Genomic DNA, 19,626 nt, shown 5'->3' with positions numbered 1-19,626 from the left:
GTAGTACCATACAAGAAGGGCCGGCCCAAGTCATTCGACTTGCCGACGATACGTACTAAACCCCGATCCATCAACTGCCGCAACATTTCGCCGCATTGAACACCGCGAATCGATTCCACTTCCGCACGCAAAACTGGCTGCCGATAGGCTACGACGGCCAGAGTTTCCAGCGCCGGGGCCGATAGTCGGATGCCAAACCCCGATGGGTGCAAACGCCTCAACCATCCTCCGAATGAGGGGTGGGTCAATAGTTGCCAGCCACCGGCAACTTCCTCTACTCGGTACGGAGAGTCGTCGCGGCGGTAAAAGTCGTTCAGGCGGCGGATGAGCGTCCGCGCCTGGGTCGGATCCGCTATGCCGGTGACCTGAACGATCCGCCGACTAGCGATGGGTTCGGCCGAAATCAGCAGCACGGCCTCGACCATGGCCATCTGGCGGTCGCGCCGCGTGGATCCTTTTCTTCTCGGACCCGGATCGCTCTCTACGAGCTGAGATCTTGGCAACGGCGCTCGGCGCGCATACATACTCCACGCGGCGACCTGGCGCGGCTGAAAGCGCAACGCCACACTGCGAAGCAAAAATCCGGGGGCCGGGCGGTGGGAAACCATCGATCTCTACGACAGCGCCGATTTACTTTGTAAAGCAGCCGCGAACGGTATGCGAGGTTCGCTTCATACTGTGGTGACGGCCACGTTGCGTAGCGCACCGAAGACTTCTGCTGGGATTCGTAAGAGGCAGCGCTTTCGCAAAGCACCCCTATCCCAGGTCCTTCCCTTCACTGCCGCCAAAGTATGCGGAGGATGGGGCTTCTGGCAAGCCCTTCTCGGGCCGCCTAGGGATTTTCTCCGACCCAAGCGCCGCCTGTTAGGGCGCGGCCTCTGGAAAGGCGTCACGGCTGCGACCCAGTCCGATATTGCTCGACCTGCTCCAACACGCGTCGCATCGCGCGGATCGGGTCATCGTCGGTGGCGTCAAATTGTTGCGTGTCTTGGGGATTGCCTGGGGCCGGAATCTTGCAGTGGAACCGGTACTGCTGATTCGTCGTACCCCAGGTTTCTAGCAAATAATAGGTGGCGCCAAGGTCGCGCAAACGATGTTCTATTTGTTCAAAGCCGGCATTCGCCGTTGGCGCCACGTTGGTTGGTCCCGCTCCGCCAACGAGTACCGTCGATGACTGGTCCGCACCCAGCGGGGATCGCTGTGAGGAGGGCGAACTCTGCACTTCTGCGGGCGGAGACCGATTGGTATCGGCCGGTGCCACGGCATGCGGCGCCCAAAGCGATCCCGTGCCGTCGGGATGGCCCGGCAGCGCGGCGGGCTCAGCCGTCGAAACATCGGCAGCCCTAGCGGCAAAGATCGGCGCATCGCCGCCGCGAGCGCGCGCGTCGTCAGCCTCATTGCGTACACGCGCAAAATGTGGAACGCCCCCCCCCTGCATCAGGGAGTTGAACACTTTGGGCAACCCCGATCCAAAGATGGCCGCCAACGGGACGAGCACCAGGCATAGGAGCATGACCAGAGCGCGAAGGGTCACGACAGCCGATGATTGCATGGCAGACGGGCTTCTCCTGGCCGATGCGCGAGCAATAACTGCCAACCGCCGGTGCGCAGACTATCTGAGCAGCCGATCCAACCCGTGGCCCCATCCACGAATCAGGCCACCTTGCGGTGACGATCTCGGCGAAATGTGGGCGGAATGATACTAGCTCTCCTGAACCAGGGGCAATGGCAATCGACCGTGAGCAAGCCCGGGCTTGCTGGCAGTTTTTCCAGCGGTCAATTGGAAGGACTCACCCGCCCATTCCCACTTCGCGGGGCGGCTATAATGGCCCCATGACCGCGACCCCCACTACGATCTATCTTGACCATAACGCCACGACCCCCATGCTTCCGCAGGCTGCGGACGCCGTCGCCGCGGTCTATCGATCTGCCGCAGCGAATCCAGCTAGCCAGCACACGTCGGGGCGATATGCGCGGCGGATACTCGAAGGGGCGCGAGACTCAGTGGCCGCCATCCTGGGCGCGCGATGCGACGCGACATACGCGGATCAGATCATTTTCACCAGCGGCGGCACCGAGGCCAACAACCTGGCCATTCTCGGTCTGGCAGGGCCGTCCCCCGCTCACATGATCGTGTCGGCAATCGAGCATCCCTCGGTCGCAGCCCCCGCGGCGCATCTGCGGCGGCTTGGATGGGATGTCGATATTTTACCGGTCTCGGACAAGGGAGTCGTTCATGTCGAGCTTCTACCGGATCTGCTACGTCCCAATACCCGGTTGGTCAGCATCGTGTTGGCGAACAACGAGACTGGTGTCGTGCAGCCTGTCGCTCGCGCCGCGCAGTTGTGCGCGGATCGGGGGGTTCTGCTTCATACCGATGCAGTGCAAGCAGTGGGCAAAATCGCGGTCGACTTCCAGCACATCAACGCTGCGGCCATGACGCTCAGCGCCCACAAATTTCACGGACCACCTGGAATTGGCGCTTTGCTGGTGCGGCACGACGCGAAGATTGCACCGCTGTTACATGGCGGATTTCAGCAAGCGGGAGCACGCCCGGGCACCGAGCCAGTCGCGCTAGCCGCCGGGCTGCAAATGGCCCTGGAAAATTGGCATCCCCAACGGAACGCGATCGGCCGCCGTATGACTGACTTGCGCGATGAGTTCGAGTTGCAGCTTCGCGGCGGATGGCCAGACTTGGTGATAAACGGGAGTCCGGCGGAGCGCGTTCCGCAAACGAGCAACGTGTCGTTTCCGGGGCTCGATCGACAGGCCCTGATGATGGCGCTCGACCTGGCCGGCGTTGCCTGTTCCACCGGTTCGGCCTGCGCGAGTGGGTCTTCTGAGCCTTCGACCACGCTCCTGGCTATGCGCTGTCCGCGGCCGATTTTGGACAGTTCGCTGAGGTTCAGTTTGGGGCAGCAAACGACACACTCTGAGATCAACGATGCGGTCAGCCGCATCCTGAGGATTTGCAATGAGTTGCGATCCGGGAAAATGGGGCGAAAAAGTCCACTTTGCCGGTCGCCGTAGGGAGCTAATTCTGGTACATTGACGGCTTGTTTTTACGGAGGATTTCTCGCCGGAAACAGGCCCCCTGATTGTGCCCGTTGCTACTCTCATTTCACAGCTTCCCGAAGGTGGCGTCACGCTGGAATTGACCGGCCGTGTCACTTGGTGCAACGGCTTCGTGGCCGGTCCGGAAAATGCGCTGCTGGTGCGTGTTCTCGACGATCTGTGTGGCCGCGGCTCCCCCTACAATCCGCTCGTGCTGTACGGTCCCTCAGGCATTGGCAAATCGCTTTTGGCCCACGGCCTCGCGCAACGCTGGGCCACAGGCAGTCCGGCCGATCGCGTTGTGCTTACGACGGGCGCAGACTATGCCAGCGGTTACGCCGCGGCGATCGAGTCGAGATCTGTACCGGCTTGGCGCGAGACGCATCGCACGGCGGACTTTCTGGTTCTTGACGACCTCACCCAACTGGTCGCGAAGGCCGCTGCACAAATAGAACTTCAGCATACGATCGACGCGCTGCTGCTAGAGGGACGGCAGATCGTGGTAACGGCCCGCACCACACCCCGCAAGATTTCGCAGTTGATTCCTTCGCTCGTGAGCCGCCTAGCCGCGGGATTAACGCTCGGCGTCATGCCGCCCGCAGCGTCCGCCCAATTGGCAATCTTGGGCGATATCATTCGCAAGCGCGGGCTTTCGATCGAAGACGACGCGGCTTGCCTGTTGGCAGATCAGTTAATGGTTTCTGTTCCCGAACTCAGCGGAGCACTCTACGACCTACAGGCCAACTTGGGATCGACCGAACCGATCTCTCGGGCGGAAGTCGCGCGTTATCTCGAGAAGCGCCCGGCATGCCGTGGGGCGACGTTGCGCGAGATCGCAACACACACGGCGCGTCACTTTGCACTGCAAGTCGCGGACCTACGCAGTCCCTCGCGACGGCAGCAGGTCGTCCGTGCCCGTGCCGTCGCCATGTATGTCGCGCGGCAAGTGACTGATAAGAGTCTGGACGCAGTCGGACAGTATTTCGGCGGCCGGGACCACACCACTGTTCTGCACGGCTGTCGGACCATCGAAGGATTATTGGCACATGACGCCGAACTGCGCCAAGCGGTATATGAGTTGCGTGCGACACTTGACCGCTAAAGAATGCTGAAGAGTGCAGACAAAAAATGCCCGGAAAGGATTGTGGAAAACTTGTTAGCCGATGTGGCTTGTTACTGGCATCGTCGTTCCCCCCACAGTGGCTCTCGGATGGCACCCTGACTTGTTCACGACGTGCCGCCGCGCAAGTGACAATCATCAACAGGCAGTGAACATTTTTTCCACAGGCATTGCCGCTTGAATAAATAGTGACCACACAATAGTTTGCTGGCGATCAACTGCCTCTTATCGACACTTTGGGCGCGAGCATTCCTACTACTACCATTCAAATACTTACTTTAAGAAAACACTGGCGACGCAAAGCTTCCACGCGACGCGTGGCCGGTGCCTAAGAACGGATCCGATCGTTTCCCGTTAGGAGCGCGGGCAAATCATGAAACTGACATGCGACCGTGAGAAGATGCTCATTGCGTTCCAGGGTGCCGCCGCGGTGGCCCCCGCACGCAGCCCCAAACCGATTTTGCAAAACATCAAGCTCGATGCTCGGGCCGATGGCGGGGTGGTACTGGCCACGGATTTGGAAGTGGGCATCCGCATCGAAGTGCCAGGTATCGAGGCCGATGCGTCGGGTAGCGTGGTGCTGCCGATCGCACGCTTTGGCTCGATATTACGCGAGAGCAGCGATGCCAAGTTGCGTCTGGAGACCGACGGCAACGGCGTGGTCGTACGGGGCGAGCACAGCGAGTTTCGCCTGCCGGCAGAGAATCCTGCCGAGTTCCCTGCGGTCAGCGAATTTACCGAGCAGAAATATCACGTCGTGCCGGCACGTCTGCTGTCGCAAATTATTCGTCGCACCACTTTCGCCACCGATAACGAAAGCAGCCGTTACGCTCTCGGCGGCGTACTTTTGGAATTGACCGCCGACAAAATCACCGCCGTGGGTACCGATGGTCGCCGCTTGGCCATGATGGAGGCGCCGGCGCAGAGTGTCGGGGGACATGTCACGGGGGACAACATGACGATCGTCCCCACACGTAGCATGCACTTGATCGACAAGGTCCTGACCGAGCCGGACGCCGAGATTCATATTGCGACCCGCGCCAACGAACTTTTGGTGAAGACGCCACGAGCCACACTGTATTCGCGCCTGGTCGAGGGGCGTTTCCCCAAATGGCGCGACGTGTTTCCCAAGCGGCCTGACGCGGTGCGCATCGAGATTGCCGTGGGCCCGCTTCACTCGGCGGTACGTCAGGCGGCAATCGTTACGAGCGAAGAGAGCCGCGGCGTGGACTTTACGTTTGGCGACGGAAAGTTGGTGCTCTCCGGCCGCGCGCCGGAATTGGGCCAGTCACGCGTCGAGTTGCCTGTGGCCTACGATGGACCGGCTGTGTCGATCAGCTTGGACCCGCGATTTTTCAACGATTTTCTCAAAGTGTTGGAGTCCGAAAAGACTTTCACGCTGGAATTGAAGGACGCCGAAAGCGCGGCCGTATGTCACACCGATGATGGATATTCCTACGTGATCATGCCGCTGGCCCGCGATCGATAAGAAGCTGGAAACCTAAAGGCAGCAGTCAGAATTAGCAAGAACGACAAACGTCAAGAACGGGTGCGGGCGAATATCCAGCAACGGATTACTGGCGACCGGCAACCGACTGCAACAAACTATGTCTACCGGCCGGCCACGGAAGATCGCCGACATACTTTCTGAAATGATGGCGCGTCGCGGCTATGCCCGCGAGAGTTCATCGCTGGAGTTGGCCGATGCTTGGCGCGAGGCCGCTGGGGAACTGATAGCAAGTCACAGTCGCGTGGGCTTGGTGCGGCAGGGAAGGCTGGAAATTACGGTTAATCATTCGGCCCTGGTTCAAGAGCTAACCTTTAAGAAAGCGGACATTCTCGCGCAATTGCGAGAACGATTGCCACACGAAAAAATTGCCGATCTGCGTTTTCGGGTCGGACCAACGGAGTAAGACAAAGCCAGCGCTTGTGACGACATATGGTCGTACCCTCAAGTGCTCACAGCGGTACACACCTCAGGCAGCCTGGTGGGGCGGGTTTCCTATGGAAAGGACGTAAGAGAGCCACATGGCAGACGAACCGAGTAGTAATGCGGCTGGCGACGAAGCAACGCCGGACACGCCGGACATGCCGGAATATCGCAAGATCGAGTCGGAATACGGCGCCGAGCAGCTCGAACATCTCAGCGATCTGGAGCACGTCCGCGAACGCCCCAGTATGTACATCGGTGATACCGGTATGCGCGGCTTGCACCACCTAGTCTACGAAGTCGTTGATAATTCGATCGACGAAGCCATGGCGGGACACGCCCACACGGTCGGCGTCACGATCAATATCGACGGCTCGGTCACGGTCGAGGACGACGGTCGCGGCGTCCCCGTTGAGAATCATGCGGATCTCGGTTTCTCGACGCTGCAAGGCGTCATGACGGTGTTGAAGTTCGGCGGCAAATTTTCCAAAGGGGCATATCAGACCTCCGGCGGACTGCACGGCGTCGGCGTTACCGTGGTGAATTTTCTTTCCGAATGGTGCGAGGTCGAAGTCCGCCGCAATGGGCATGTCTACCAGCAAGAGTACGAGCGCGGCGTTCCAGTGACCGAAGTCCGTCGTATCGGCACATCGGACAAAGTCGGCACGAAGACGACGTTCAAACCCGATCCCGAGATTTTCGGCAATCAGAAGTTCGTCTACAACACACTCTATAAGCGATTGCAGGAGTTGGCGTTCCTCAATCGTGGCGTGAAGATCACTTTTACCGATCAGCGCACGGACGAGGGGGACACGTTCCAATACAAGCGCGGCATTATCGAGTTTGTCGCGCATCTCAATCGCGCCACCGAGCCACTGCACGCCGAGGTCGTTTATATCGCGGGCGACTACGACGGCGTCGGGCTCGAGGTTGCCTTGCAATACTCCTCGGAATACACCGAGAACGTGCATTCCTACGTCAACAACATCGCCACGACCGAAGGCGGCACGCATCTTTCGGGCTTTCGCACGGCGCTCACGCGCACGTTGAACGCCTACGGCAAGAAAGAGAATTTGTTCAAAGACCTGGTGCCGTCGGGCGAGGATTTCCGCGAAGGATTGACCGCGGTGATTTCGCTACGCGTGCCCGAGCCTCAGTTCGAAGGACAGACCAAGACCAAACTGGGAAACGGCGAGGTCGAAGGCATCGTCAACTCGGCAGTCGGTGATTTTCTCAATCGTTTCCTGGAAGAAAATCCCAAGACGGCCAAGATCATCACCCAAAAGGGATTGTTGGCGGCCGAAGCGCGCGAGAGCGCCCGCAAGGCTCGCCTGATGGTCCGCGAGCGGAAGGGTGCCCTTACCGGCGGCGGCTTGCCCGGCAAGCTGCGCGACTGTTCGAGCCGCGAAGTCGAAAAGTGCGAACTGTACCTGGTGGAAGGGGATTCGGCCGGAGGCAGCGCCGAAGGAGGCCGGCTGCGCGAGTACCAAGCCATCCTGCCGTTGCGCGGCAAGATCATCAATGCCTTCAAGTCGCGGGAAGATAAAGTGCTGGCCAACGAAGAAGTGCGCAGCATTATCGCTGCCATTGGGTCGGGCATTGGCGAAGAAATGAATCTGGCCAAACGCCGTTACAACAAGATCGTCATCATGACCGATGCCGACGTCGACGGTTCGCACATCCGCACGCTACTGCTCACGTTCTTTTATCGTCAGATGTATGCCTTGGTCCGAGCTGGCCACGTGTTTGTCGCGCAGCCGCCGCTGTTCCGTGTGAAGACCAAGAAAGACACCTACTACGTCCAAACCGAAGATGAAATGCGTATCCAACTGCTCGAGTTGGGGCGCCAGGACGCCCGCTTCGAGCCGGGCGATGGCCGCGAAATCGTGGGCGCCGAAATGGCAAAACTCTGCCAGACCTTGACCACTCTCGAAGAATCGTTGCTCGCGCTCGAGCGTCGCGGGATCAGCCTGCGTCAGCATGCCGTGCGGCAGGATCCGGTTACCGGCCGGCTGCCGGTCTATCACGTCTACCTTGGCTCGCAAGAGCACTGGTTCTGCACCCGCGAGGAACTCGACAAATTCGTCGCCGAGCGCGAGGCGGCCGAGGGCAAAGAGCTGACAATCGGCGACCGCCCTTCGGCAAGTTCTCCGCGTCCCTACGGGGGCCAACCGATCGAGGCGCCCGGTGGTGCTGCGCCGCACACCAACGGCGACGCATCGCATCGCTTGCATATCGTCGAGCTGCACGAAGTCCGTTCGATCAACAAGGCCCTGGCCGATCTGGCGACGATGGGCTTCGACATTCAATCCCTGATCCCGCAGGAACGCACGGGCAGCGAAGAGTCGCGGTACATCCTGCGTCGCGGAGAGAATCAGATCGGCATCGAAGATCTGCGCAGCCTGCTGGCGGCTATCCGCTCGGCCGGCGAACGCGGGCTGACGATCACTCGCTTCAAAGGTTTGGGCGAAATGAACGCCGAAGAGTTGCGCGACACGACATTGAATCCCGCGAACCGCACGCTCTTGCAAGTGCGCATGGAAGACGTCTCGGGCGCCGACGAATTGTTCCGCATCCTGATGGGCGACAAAGTCGAACCGCGCCGCGAGTTCATCGAAAAACACGCGTTGGAAGTGCGAAATCTGGATGTGTAATAGCGACGGCGAGGGCTTGCGGCGCTTCGGCTCACGCAATCTGCTGTTCCGGCAGGTTGAGCGCCGGGTGATGCTGCACGACCAAGCGTCGTTGGTAGGCCAGCCGCGTGGCATATGGACCCGGCGTCGTCTTGAATCGCACGCGCAACGCGTCGACTCCTTGGCCCCATAGCTTACGTGTGGCGGCTGTGCATTGCCGGCCGAGGCGTTTGCGCAGATTGCTGGCTTCGCCGGCGTAAAGTGCTGTTTTGTCGGAGCCGACCACGACATACACGCCCGACGACTCGGGGAACTTGCCCAAAGCCGACTCATTCAGAGCAACAGCCTTACCCAAGGTCGCGTCGGCCAGTTGCGCGGCGCGGATGCGTGCTCCTTTCGCCCCTTTGCGGAGTTTCAGCGCGGCCCAACGATATTCGAGGGCCTCGTAGCCAGGCGCCCATTGCCGTGCGACGGAATCGAACTCTTCGGCCAACTGCGGATCGCAAAGAATAGTGTCGAGACTCTCGCAGCCGCGATCAATCATCTTTCGCCAGGCAATTTCACTGGCGAACAGGTAGGCATCGCAGTCCTCGCAGCTGAATTCGGTGCGCCGCGAGGTGGGCAGGTGTGCGAGCAGACCCGCCTTGCGCATGCCGATCAGCGTCCAGTTCCAGGTACGATGGTCTCCTGGCAGTCCGAGTTGCTGGCACGCCGCAGCGAACCGCGCATTGAGTGCGGGATCGGCCAGCACACGGTCAAGCGAAAACTTACCGTATGAACGCGCATACGCGGAAATCAGCCCTTGGTGAAACGCGGCCAGTTGCTCGGTGGTGGCCAATTCGACGCGCGCAGGCTTTGGCAGAGTTTGCGGCAGCGCGCGAGTCTTGCCGCCGGAAACTTGCGGCGTCGCCGGCGCGCTCACTGTGGGCGCCGCCGCGCCGTCCAAGCGGTCTCCTACCGCGATTCTTTCCAGCCGATCGCGGCCACGCTTGACATAGTCCGTCGACAAATCGAAGCCGAGATATCGTCGTCCGAGCTTTTTGGCCACGGCCACGGTCGTGGCGCTACCACTGAACGGATCGAAGACCAAGTCGTCTTGCTGTGAGCAAAGGCGAACAATTCGTCCCAGCAATTGCTCGGGCATCTGGCAACCGTGGAAGCCGGCCCGTTCCTTGAATGTGCCGGCGACGCGGGGAAAGTACCAGGTATCTTCGGCCGTCGTGAAACAATCGGCCAAATCTTGCGGGCGCAGCACCCAGGTATCGTCGGGCAAGCGACCGCGCGGATTGGCGCGCTTGTCGGCATAGACCAACTGCCGGGCCGACGGAATACGGTTCTCCAGTTCCTCGGAGCAAAACGTGAACGTCTTCGGATCTTTTACGAAGTAGAACAAGTGCGCATGAGACCGGCTGAACTTGTTCGTGCAATTCACGCCGAATGTGTAGTACCAGATCACCCAACTGCGGCACGTGAAACCAATCCCTTGACTGGCAAGCTTCAATTCCGCGGCATACTCATCGCCAATCGCCAACCAGAATGTGCCATCGGGCTTCAGCACGCGATGGACCGCACCGATCCATTGTTTCGACCAGTCGAGATAATCGTCGTGCTTCTTCTTGTCTTGGTAAACATCGTATTCATAGCCGATGTTGAACGGCGGATCGGCAAATGCCAAGTCCACGCATCCCGCGGGCATGGCTTGCATCAGCTTGATCGAGTCTCCCTGACGAATTTCATTCACGGCTAGCTTCGACATCATTGCTCCTCCTGGCAGGGTCTCGATCCTCATGCGCGATCGTATCGCGGAAAACTGCGAGGCGCGATACTGAACATCTGATCATAGCGCTCGCGCATCGTTCCCGCAAGACGCCGCGTTGACAGCGTGCGGACCAAGACGAACTGAGGTAGGCTCGTCGCTATGGCAATCCGAAACTGCTTCAAACGGTTATCCCCAATGCAGCATCGCGGGCGACGACCACATATTGGTTTGACGTCGATGGCGTTGTTTGTTGCGGTGGTGTTTTCTTGCGTCGTGATGGCAACGGCCGACGAATCCACAACGGCTACCACCAAGAAGAAACGCGTAGCCGCGCTCGTTACAGAGTACCGGCACAACTCGCATGCCGAAGTGATCGTCAGCCGACTGCTGCAAACCGATTCACTCGACGGGAAGGGCAAGGACTCGCCCCTAGAACTCGTGTCGCTGTATACCGATCAGCGGCCCGCGAACGACATCAGCCGCCTGTTGGCCGCTTCGCACCGCTTTCGAACGAGCGAAACAATCGAAGATGCGCTGACGCTGGGCACGGGCCAACTAGCCGTCGAGGGTGTCCTGCTTGTGGCCGAACACGGGCAATATCCGAAATCGGCAACCGGCAACACGCAATATCCGAAGCGCAGATTCTGGGACGAGACGATTCGCGTGTTTCGCGCCAGCGGTCGCGTTGTGCCGGTGTTTATCGACAAACACCTGGCCGATAATTGGACCGATGCCAAAGCGATTTATGACACAGCTCGGGAAATGAAGATTCCCTTGATGGCCGGCTCGTCGCTGCCGACCTCATGGCGCAAGCCGCCGGCCGACGTGGCGCGCGGTGCATCACTGACGGAGATCGTCACCATCACCTACGGCTCGTCCGACGCGTACGCGTTTCACGCTATGGAATTTACCCAGGCACTGGCTGAACAGCGCCGCGGTGGTGAAACAGGCATTAAGGCAGTACGTGCGCTGGGCGGCGATGCCGTGTGGAGAGCTTTTGACGACGGACTATTCGACATCGAGTTATTCGATGCCGCCTGGCAGCGGCTGCCCAATCCGCGGGTCGAACGCACGGCACTGCGAAACGCCGTACCGGAGCCGAAGCTATTTACGCTGGAATACCAGGATGGCCTGCGAACTCACTTTCTGGAGTTGAACGGTGCAGTGGGGGAATGGGCGGCCGCGTGGCGCTATTCCCAGGAGGGTCGGATCGAATCGTCGCAATTTTGGACTCAGGAAGGCCGCCCCGCGGCGCATTTCACAATTCTCCTCAATGGCATCGAGCAGATGATGCTCACCGGCCAACCCTCATGGAATGTCGAGCGCACCTTGCTCACTAGCGGAGCGCTCGATGCCCTGTTGGGTTCTCTTGTGGCCGGGGGCCGTCGCGTCGAGACTCCCTATCTCTCCGTGGCCTATCAGCCGTTTTGGCGCTGGCAAGAACCAGCCGCGCCGCCGCAGATGCGTCCTTGGGCCGAGCAGTGAACCCGTCTGGGCCGCCCCGCGTGCGTTGTGCTGCGGGCGGTTAGCCCGTCGAATTACGGTTCTTTCCATGCCGGCCGCATTGCCTGGCGCGATTGTTCGTGCAGCGCCAGCGCGTCTCCGCTGAATCTCGATGTTTGACCTATGTTTTCCAAAGGCGGTTCGAGCGCTGACTAAGAGCCTGCAACGGTTGACGAGGATCAGACCATGGCGCAGAGTTCCTGCTGTGAGGATGCGGGCGACGTCCTTTGTGCCACGCCTCCGAGTGCGGGCCGGCTCATCGTGGCCGACGAGATCCGCTTTTCGGAAATCATCGCCGCGCTCTCCGTGGCACTGGACATCACGCAAGGCAATCCTGAAGGGCACTGCATGCGCAGCGCTCTGATCGGCATGCGCCTGGCCGAAGAGTTGCAGATATCACAGGCGGATCGTTCGGCCTTGTTCTATGCACTGCTGTTAAAGGACCTGGGCTGCTCGAGCAACGCCGCCAAAATCAGCTATTTGTTCGGGGCTGACGATCATCGCGTCAAACGGTCGATCCGCATGAGCGATTGGTCAAGCGCCGGAGAAAGCATCAAGAACTGCTGGGGCCAGTGTTCGCCCGGCGGCTCGGTGGTAGAGAAGTTAATGCGCATGGCGGCCATGGCCCGCAGCGGCATCGAAGGGGCGAAGCGACTTTCAAAAGTGCGCTGCGAGCGCGGGGCCGACATTGCCCGCATGCTGCAACTGCCCGAGGCCACGGCCCGCGCCATTCTGGATTTGGACGAGCATTGGAATGGCCGGGGGCACCCCTGCGGCCTGAAAAAAGACGAGATCTCGTTATTGGCACGGATCTGTTGTCTGGCGCAGACCGCGGAAGTATTTTTCACAACCTTCGGATTAGGACCGGCCATCGACGTCGCCCATCGCCGCCGCGGACAATGGTTCGATCCTCAATTAGTCGATGCGCTCGACGCGCTCCGACACGAGCAATCGTTTTGGGCCACGTTGAGAAGCGACGACCTGCCCGCCGAATTGAATCGTTGGGAGCCCAAAGATGCGCATCTCATGGCCGACGAAGAATGTCTCGATCGCGTCGCCGAGGCTTTTGCCACGGTCGTTGACGCCAAAAGCCCCTGGACTTATCAGCACTCGACGCGCGTTGCCGAGATCGCGGTCGGCGTCGCGCAGCAATTCGGCTGCCCGCCGCAACTCCAGCGCGATCTGCGACGCGTGGCGTTGTTGCACGACATCGGCAAGCTGGGCGTGTCGAATCTGATTCTCGATAAACCCGGCAAACCCACCGCCGAAGAATTCGACGAGATTCGCAAGCATCCCGACTACTCGCAACGAATTCTTGGCAAGCTGGCTGCTTTCGAGACGGCGGCCGACATCGCCGGGGCGCATCACGAACGCCTCGACGGCCGCGGTTACCATCGGCAGCTTGACGGAGCCGACGTTTCTTGGATGACCCGGGTGCTCACCACGGCCGACGTGTGCGAGGCTCTCACCGCCAAACGGCCCTACCGCGAGGCCCTCTCTTGGGAGCGAACCTACGAAATCATGACTGCGGATGTCGGCACCGGGTTTGATCCCGAATGCCTCGGAGCTCTCGGCCGGTGGTATGAACGCCACGAGATGCAATCACGCGTCGATAAGCAGCTGCGCGAAGTCGACCGACTGCTGGCCGATCTGTGACCTGGCGGATTCTGTCGATCGCGCCACTGTTTTTCCCCGCAGGGGAAACGAACCTGATCGTCGTCGCGGTTGGGCAAACTCTACGGGTTAGGCACGACGCGCGTGATCGTAGCGCCAGTAACCGGCCCGGGCGCAAACCTTCGATTTCGTAAGGCTTGACGGTCGATCCGAGCTAACAGTCGACGCTGGCACGACCGTTACGGTCGTGTCATGGATACCCGGCCCGTCGGGGAGTAGGGCGGCCCACCGATCTGCGATTTCAGCCTCGATTCCGTAGCGTGCATGGATCAACGATCCAAGCCGCCGATTTGCCACAGCAGGGAGGCATGCGGTGCGTTACCGCTGCGCAGCGTGGCTAGTCATGATCGCCGGGTTTCTCGGCGTCGGCTCTGCCTGCGCGCAGACCAGTGACCTGATTGGCAATATCGCAGCGGGTGACGCCACTACGGATTTCTCGTGCGTCTCGGCAGCCAACATGATCGGCCGGCAATCTGCCGATTCGTCAACTGGAACGCCTCTCTCGTCAAACGCCGGGAATGTTCAACCGGTCGGCGCGCCCTTGGCGGGGTCGGATGTCGGTGTGCAGTACATCGATGGCAGATCGTGCGATCTGCCGGCTGGCTGTGACGACTGTCCGAATCATGTGCTGATGGCATTCGTCAGCTACGACTCGTTCAAGGGCATCTCCGATGGCGGCTGGCAAAACAACGGCATCGTGACCGGCTTTAATTTCGGCACTCGGTTGGGAGAACTCAGCGAGTTGACCGGTATAGGGTTTCAGATCGGCGCCAGCGTCGGCGTCTTCAATTGGTCGGGCACCGATTATCGCCTGGACGATCAAAACCTGGCGCAGACCCAGGGGTTTTTTACCTTCGGATTGTTTCGTCGCGCGACGGACACGTCCCGGTGGACTGCCGCGATCGTCAGTGACACGATGTACAACAACAACTACGGCATCTTCGCGCAGAACCCGATGTTGATGCAGATGCGTGGGCAACTCGGCTACTGCATTAGCCCCTGGAACGAAATCGGCATCTGGGGCACATGGCGCAGTTTTGGCCAAACGCTGCTTGTGCCAACGGTCGGGCCCACAACGTGGCAGGCGGTCCAGCAGTTGAATGTCTATTTGCACCATAAGTGGCAAGCCGGCGGACCTGACACTTGGTTCTGGATCGGTCGGCCCGAACAGTCGCGATTGACGCGCGACGGGAGCCTGGGAGACTATTTGGCGGGGGCGTCGGCGACGGCACCACTCAATGATCGCGTATCGCTTTTCGCACTGGCGACGTACATGCACCCCTCGGCGGCGCCAGGAGCCCTTGGCTCGATCGAAGATGCCTGGAATTTCACGATTGGTCTGGCCTTCTTCCCCAAGCCAAACGCCCGTTCCAGCACCGTGGCCGGCCGCTGTTGGATGCCGCTCATGCCGGTTGCCAACAACGGCTATTTCCTCGTCGACACGAATCGGCCGTTTTTCCCCAACTAGAGAATTCGCTCGGCCGGGCTTTATTGTTCTCCGAGCGCGGCCTTTGCTTCCCTTGGCCGCGGTTGCGGGTATCTTGGATGCGCCCGGTTGTACCTAGCTGGTCGCACAGTTTACCCAGGGTCGTCGCGCCATGTTGCGCCCGCGCAAATCGTCGTTGGCACTACCTATCCCGCGCCGGACATTTCTGCGCGTCGGTGGTGGACTTGCCTTGGGTGGGTGTGTGGTGCCGCAACTCGCCCGGTCGGCCGCCTCCCAAGCCCGACCCGCGTCGGCCCGGTCGTGCATCTTTGTCTACCTGCTCGGCGGACCACCGCATTTGGATATGTGGGATCTGAAGCCCGAGGCCGCGGCCGAAATTCGCGGACCATTCAAGCCCATTGCTACCGTTACCCCGGGCTTGAGCATCTGCGAACACCTGCCGCATTTGGCGCAGCTATCGGAGCAGTTTGCGCTGGTGCGCTCTGTGAGCCACAATAATCACAACCACACCCCGATGATCTATTACACGCTCACGGGCCGGCAGGTGGAACGTCCGGAGATGGACAACGACGTTCGGCCGCCGCAACGTAGTGATTCACCGCACGTCGGAGCATTGGCCGCCGCGATGCTGCCACCCCGTTTGTCCTTGCCAGGACACATCGCGATTCCGCAGCTGGCCGTGCGCAGCAGTTTGCAAGGCGAGTTCAAGCGAGCACGGGTTCCACTCCGAGGCGGCGGCGGCGGTTTCCTCGGTCCGCTGTTTGATCCCCTTTGCGTCGACGGCGACCCTGGCACGCGCGATGCTGTGCCCGCGCTCGGTCGACCTGACGATATCGAGGCCGACCGGCTCGACCGTCGTGCGCGGTTGTTATCGTTCATCGAATCGCGTCGGCCGGCAACCACAAACGGCACGGCCTATCACGAGTTACGCGATCAGGCGATCGCACTGACCGGAGCGCAAGGCGGCTCTGCCGATGTTTTTTCCCTCGACGGCGAGCCGACACGTTTGCGCGAGCGATATGGCGATCACCGTTTTGGCCGCGCTTTGCTGCTGGCGCGCCGGTTGGCGCAAGCCGGCGTACCGATGACAACAATTCACTTTAACGAGATGACAGTCTGCGACGGCTGGGACACGCACTCCAAGAATTTCGAGGCGCTCCAGACAGAGCTTCTGCCGATGCTCGATCAGGGCTTGTCGGCTCTGATCGAGGATCTTTCAGAGCGTGGTACTTTGGACGAGACGCTGGTAGTAGTGATGGGTGAATTTGGCCGCACACCCAAGATCAACGCGGCCGCCGGACGCGACCATTGGGGTTCCTGCCAATCGGTCTTGTTGGCCGGGGGCGGAGTGCAAGGTGGCCTGGTCCTCGGCGCTTCGGACAAGATCGGAGCCTTCCCGACGACTCAACCGATCGACCCAACGGACATTCACGCCACCATGTTTCATTGCCTGGGCCTCGATCCGCAAACCGTCGTCCACGACCATCTGGGCCGCCCTTTTCCACTCAGCGTGGGAAATGTTCTGACAGCGCTCCTCTAGCCATCACGGCCGTCCACTCCCCTGTCCGAGGATCCCATGAACGACACCCGAGAGCGGCTGGCAGATTCTCAGTCACGCGGCACCCATGCAGCGATTGCAGCGTTCTTTCTGGCCGTTTGGTATCAGGTATTCGCCGGGAGTTCACTGGCTGCCGGCGAACCTCAGGTAATCGACCTGTCGTTGATGGTTTCGCCCGAGTTGCCTGGCACCTGGCCGGCCGCTGGCTTTCCACCGTTTCATATCAATCATTATCTCAGAATTGGGCCGTTGAGCGCGTACAACGATGACATCCTGTTGATCGACGGTAATACCGGCACACAGCTTGACGTGCCGCCCCACTCGATTCCCCATCCCGACACCAAGCTGCCCAACGCCGGCCCGTATGGACGGATGTTTACAGACAAAGTGCCAGCCTGGCAGTTTGCTGGCGCAGCCTGCGTGGTCGATTGCCGCGACCTGCTGGAGTCGGAATCAAACGGTCGCAGCGCTCTGGTAAAGAAAGAGCGGGTTGCCGCCTGGGAGCGCGAGCATCGTCCGTTGGGTTTCGGCGACGTAGTGCTCTTCCGCAGCGGCTATACGGATAAGTTTTATCAGCCATTGCCCGCCGGGCGGCGCTTTCTCGCTGATCCTGTCGAAGGCCGCGCCCCGGCATGGCCCGATCCCGACCCTGATTGCATGGAGTATCTCGCCAGCCGCAAAGTGATGGCACTCGCCACCGACAGCGCCAGTATGGGTCCGCTGCCCGACCTGGCTGAACCGACGCATTTAGCCGGCTTGAAATATGGCATGATTTGGACCGAATCGGGAACGGGCTTCGACAAACTTCCGGCGACCGGTGCGTTCTATTGCCTTCTCTCGCCCAAGCATGCCGACGGCCCTTACGCCGAAGCGCGGGCGATAGCGGTCGTAGGAGACCCGCTCGCGGCGCGCTTGATCGAATCGGCGCGGAAGAAGCAAGTGGTGGATCTGTCGGTGGTGTTGGCGGCGGACTTGCCCGTCGCCTGGCCAGGAGTTGGCGCGGGTCGGCACCGAGAACCGTATCTAAAAGTGCCGCTCTTCTTCGCGCCCAATCTGGGCCTGTTCCACCAGACGCACGTCCTCGATGCGCACACCGGCACACACCTGGTTCCACCGAGCTATGCCTTGCCAGCTCCGGGTTTTGACAACACTACCTACGCTCCCGAGGTCCAAAGCTGGCTCGATGAATACCAGCGCAAGTACGGTCCGCGTGGCACCAGTACCATGACCACGGAACAAGTGCCCCTCGCATGGACCTGCGGTTGGACACGGGTCGTCGACGTGAAGCACCTCGTTGGCACAACCGACCCTAAATCGTGGCCTCAATCCCCGGAAATCACGGTGGCCGACATCAAGCGGCATGAAGAAGCCCAGGGAGAGATCAAACCCGGCACCGTCGTGATTTTTCATAGCGGCTATGTTGACTCTCATTTCAAATTATTGCCCGAAGGACTTGCCTGCCTGGCCGATCCGTTGAACGGTAAACGCGAAGGTTGGCCTGCGCCTGGACCCGAGGCGATTTCTTACCTGGCCGAAAAAGGGGTCCGGTGCGTTGCAACGGATGGCCCAACTCTCGGGGGCGTAGATCCCAAGCGAGCGCTCATGACCTATTGGGCACTGGCTGGCAAAGAGATGGTCGCGGTCGAGTTCTTGACCGGCGTCGGCAAGTTGCCCGCCGAAGCGTACTTCATCTTTGCGCCGATAAGAATCCGCGGCTGCCACGGTGGGCCAGGTCGCGCGATCGCGTTATTCTAAACCGCCCACGGTGCGACGGCCCTTCCGTTGAGCGGGTTGCAATTTAATCGATAGGTTCTTGCCAAGTCCTCTGACCAAAGCATGTGATACCAGCATCATGGATAATGCCGAAACCTTTCGCCGCAAGTTACGCAACAACGACCTATGCCTGGGGACCTGCGTTACATTTAGCGACCCCACGGTGACCGAAGCCCTCTCGACCGTGCTGGACTTCGTGTGGATCGATGCCGAGCATGGTCCGCTCTCGGTGGCGGCCGTGCAGGGACACATTATGGCCACTCGTGGCACGCACACCACTCCGCTGGTGCGCGTCGCCTGGAACGATCCGGTGCTGATCAAGCCCATACTCGATGCCGGGGCGGCCGGCATTATCATCCCGCTGATTCGTACGGCCGACGAGGCCCGCCGTGCCGTCGCTGCTTGCCGGTACCCGCCCGAGGGGATCCGCGGCTATGGACCGCGTCGGCCGTCGGTCTATGGCACGGCCGGAGGACCGGATTATTGCCGCCGGGCCAATGAATCTGTGATCATAATCGTACAGATCGAGCACATTGATGCGGTGCATAACATCGACGAGATCTTGCGAGTCGAAGGCCTGACCACCATCGTGATCGGTTCGCAGGATTTGGCCGCATCGTTAGGACATCGGGCCGAGCCACGGCATCCAGAGACGCTGCAGGCGATTGAGACCGTGATTCGCCAGGCACGCGCCGTCGGGATACCCGTCGGCATGGCGCTCGGCGATACGCCGGATATTTACCGCCAGTGGCACTCCCAAGGAGTCGCATGGTTCGCGATCGGCGCCGATTTCCTGCTACTACAACGTGCTGCGGCGGATGCCGTCAATCAAATCCGCGGTGGCCCGAAAGCGGACTGAGATTAACTCCCCGCCGACAGACATAGCGGTGCCGCTCGCTGTCGGCGAGTCCTCAGTTGTTTGCTCGCCATTGCTAGTCGTGGACCGAGCCGACTGGTTCCGGCTCTTCCTCCTGCGCCATCGGAGCCAAAGACCGCTCGCGTTCGCGATCCCGCTGGCGTCCGGCTTCTTGTCGGCGGCGAGCGTTGGATTCGCGGTCTTCGGGGTATGTCGGATTTGCCGATGATGCGGTGGGTACTGGTTGTAGCGTCAGGAACAGCACGCCCAGCCCGCAAATTAAGCCCCCCACGACACCGGCCGCGATCAGCATGGCGCG

The 19,626-nt window shown here is 60.5% G+C and carries 15 protein-coding genes; 11 read left to right on the top strand and 4 right to left on the bottom strand.

Annotated features, from left to right (window positions below; translation table 11 throughout):
- Both scpB and VGG64_11020 read right to left on the bottom strand, forming a co-directional pair.
- Positions 1-431: SMC-Scp complex subunit ScpB (gene scpB, locus VGG64_11025; protein ID HEY1600128.1), on the bottom strand; the 431-nt coding region annotated here is incomplete at its 3' end.
- 458 nt (positions 432-889) lie between these two features.
- Positions 890-1,552, bottom strand: a complete 663-nt coding sequence (locus VGG64_11020) for a hypothetical protein (GenBank protein HEY1600127.1) — start codon at positions 1,550-1,552, stop codon at positions 890-892.
- A 281-nt stretch (positions 1,553-1,833) separates the two neighbouring features.
- Here VGG64_11020 and VGG64_11015 point away from each other — a divergent pair, with 281 nt between their 5' ends.
- The 5 genes from VGG64_11015 to VGG64_10995 all read left to right on the top strand — a co-directional run bounded on the left by VGG64_11015 (position 1,834) and on the right by VGG64_10995 (position 8,758).
- A complete protein-coding gene (locus VGG64_11015) occupies positions 1,834-3,030 on the top strand; it encodes a cysteine desulfurase family protein (GenBank protein HEY1600126.1) in 1,197 nt (398 codons plus the stop codon).
- A gap of 70 nt (positions 3,031-3,100) precedes the next feature.
- On the top strand, positions 3,101-4,156 hold the full coding sequence (locus VGG64_11010) for a DnaA/Hda family protein (GenBank protein ID HEY1600125.1): 1,056 nt from the start codon (positions 3,101-3,103) through the stop codon (positions 4,154-4,156).
- Positions 4,157-4,547: 391 nt separating this feature from the next.
- A complete protein-coding gene (dnaN, locus tag VGG64_11005; GenBank protein HEY1600124.1) occupies positions 4,548-5,663 on the top strand; it encodes a DNA polymerase III subunit beta in 1,116 nt (371 codons plus the stop codon).
- A 118-nt stretch (positions 5,664-5,781) separates the two neighbouring features.
- Entirely contained in the window at positions 5,782-6,087 is a 306-nt protein-coding gene (locus VGG64_11000) for a DUF721 domain-containing protein (GenBank protein ID HEY1600123.1), read from the top strand.
- A gap of 115 nt (positions 6,088-6,202) precedes the next feature.
- Positions 6,203-8,758, top strand: coding sequence for a DNA gyrase subunit B (locus VGG64_10995; GenBank protein ID HEY1600122.1), 2,556 nt, complete (start codon positions 6,203-6,205; stop codon positions 8,756-8,758).
- Positions 8,759-8,789: 31 nt separating this feature from the next.
- On the opposite strand, the gene VGG64_10990 is transcribed toward VGG64_10995, so the two are convergent.
- Positions 8,790-10,493 carry a DNA methyltransferase gene (locus tag VGG64_10990; GenBank protein ID HEY1600121.1) on the bottom strand — a complete coding sequence of 568 codons (1,704 nt, stop codon included), beginning with the start codon at positions 10,491-10,493 and terminating at the stop codon, positions 8,790-8,792.
- A 240-nt stretch (positions 10,494-10,733) separates the two neighbouring features.
- On the opposite strand from VGG64_10990, the gene VGG64_10985 reads away from it, so the two are divergent.
- The 6 genes from VGG64_10985 to VGG64_10960 all read left to right on the top strand — a co-directional run bounded on the left by VGG64_10985 (position 10,734) and on the right by VGG64_10960 (position 19,310).
- Positions 10,734-11,981, top strand: coding sequence for a hypothetical protein (locus tag VGG64_10985; protein ID HEY1600120.1), 1,248 nt, complete (start codon positions 10,734-10,736; stop codon positions 11,979-11,981).
- 204 nt (positions 11,982-12,185) lie between these two features.
- Positions 12,186-13,655: an HD domain-containing phosphohydrolase gene (locus tag VGG64_10980; protein HEY1600119.1), complete on the top strand. Its 1,470-nt coding sequence runs from the start codon at positions 12,186-12,188 to the stop codon at positions 13,653-13,655.
- Between the two features lie 331 nt (positions 13,656-13,986).
- The gene (locus tag VGG64_10975) at positions 13,987-15,141 is read left to right on the top strand and encodes a DUF6666 family protein (protein HEY1600118.1); all 1,155 of its coding nucleotides are present in this window, start codon (positions 13,987-13,989) and stop codon (positions 15,139-15,141) included.
- A gap of 130 nt (positions 15,142-15,271) precedes the next feature.
- Positions 15,272-16,660, top strand: a complete 1,389-nt coding sequence (locus VGG64_10970) for a DUF1501 domain-containing protein (GenBank protein HEY1600117.1) — start codon at positions 15,272-15,274, stop codon at positions 16,658-16,660.
- A gap of 36 nt (positions 16,661-16,696) precedes the next feature.
- Complete coding sequence (locus VGG64_10965) at positions 16,697-18,433, top strand: cyclase family protein (protein HEY1600116.1); 1,737 nt, start codon at positions 16,697-16,699, stop codon at positions 18,431-18,433.
- 97 nt (positions 18,434-18,530) lie between these two features.
- Complete coding sequence (locus VGG64_10960) at positions 18,531-19,310, top strand: aldolase/citrate lyase family protein (protein ID HEY1600115.1); 780 nt, start codon at positions 18,531-18,533, stop codon at positions 19,308-19,310.
- A gap of 73 nt (positions 19,311-19,383) precedes the next feature.
- On the opposite strand, the gene VGG64_10955 is transcribed toward VGG64_10960, so the two are convergent.
- Positions 19,384-19,626: hypothetical protein (locus VGG64_10955; protein ID HEY1600114.1), on the bottom strand; the 243-nt coding region annotated here is incomplete at its 5' end.

Source organism: Pirellulales bacterium (genome assembly GCA_036490175.1).
Classification (GTDB): domain Bacteria; phylum Planctomycetota; class Planctomycetia; order Pirellulales; family JACPPG01; genus JACPPG01.
Note: the sequence above shows the minus strand (reverse complement) of the source record. Positions and strands in the feature narration are given on the sequence as shown.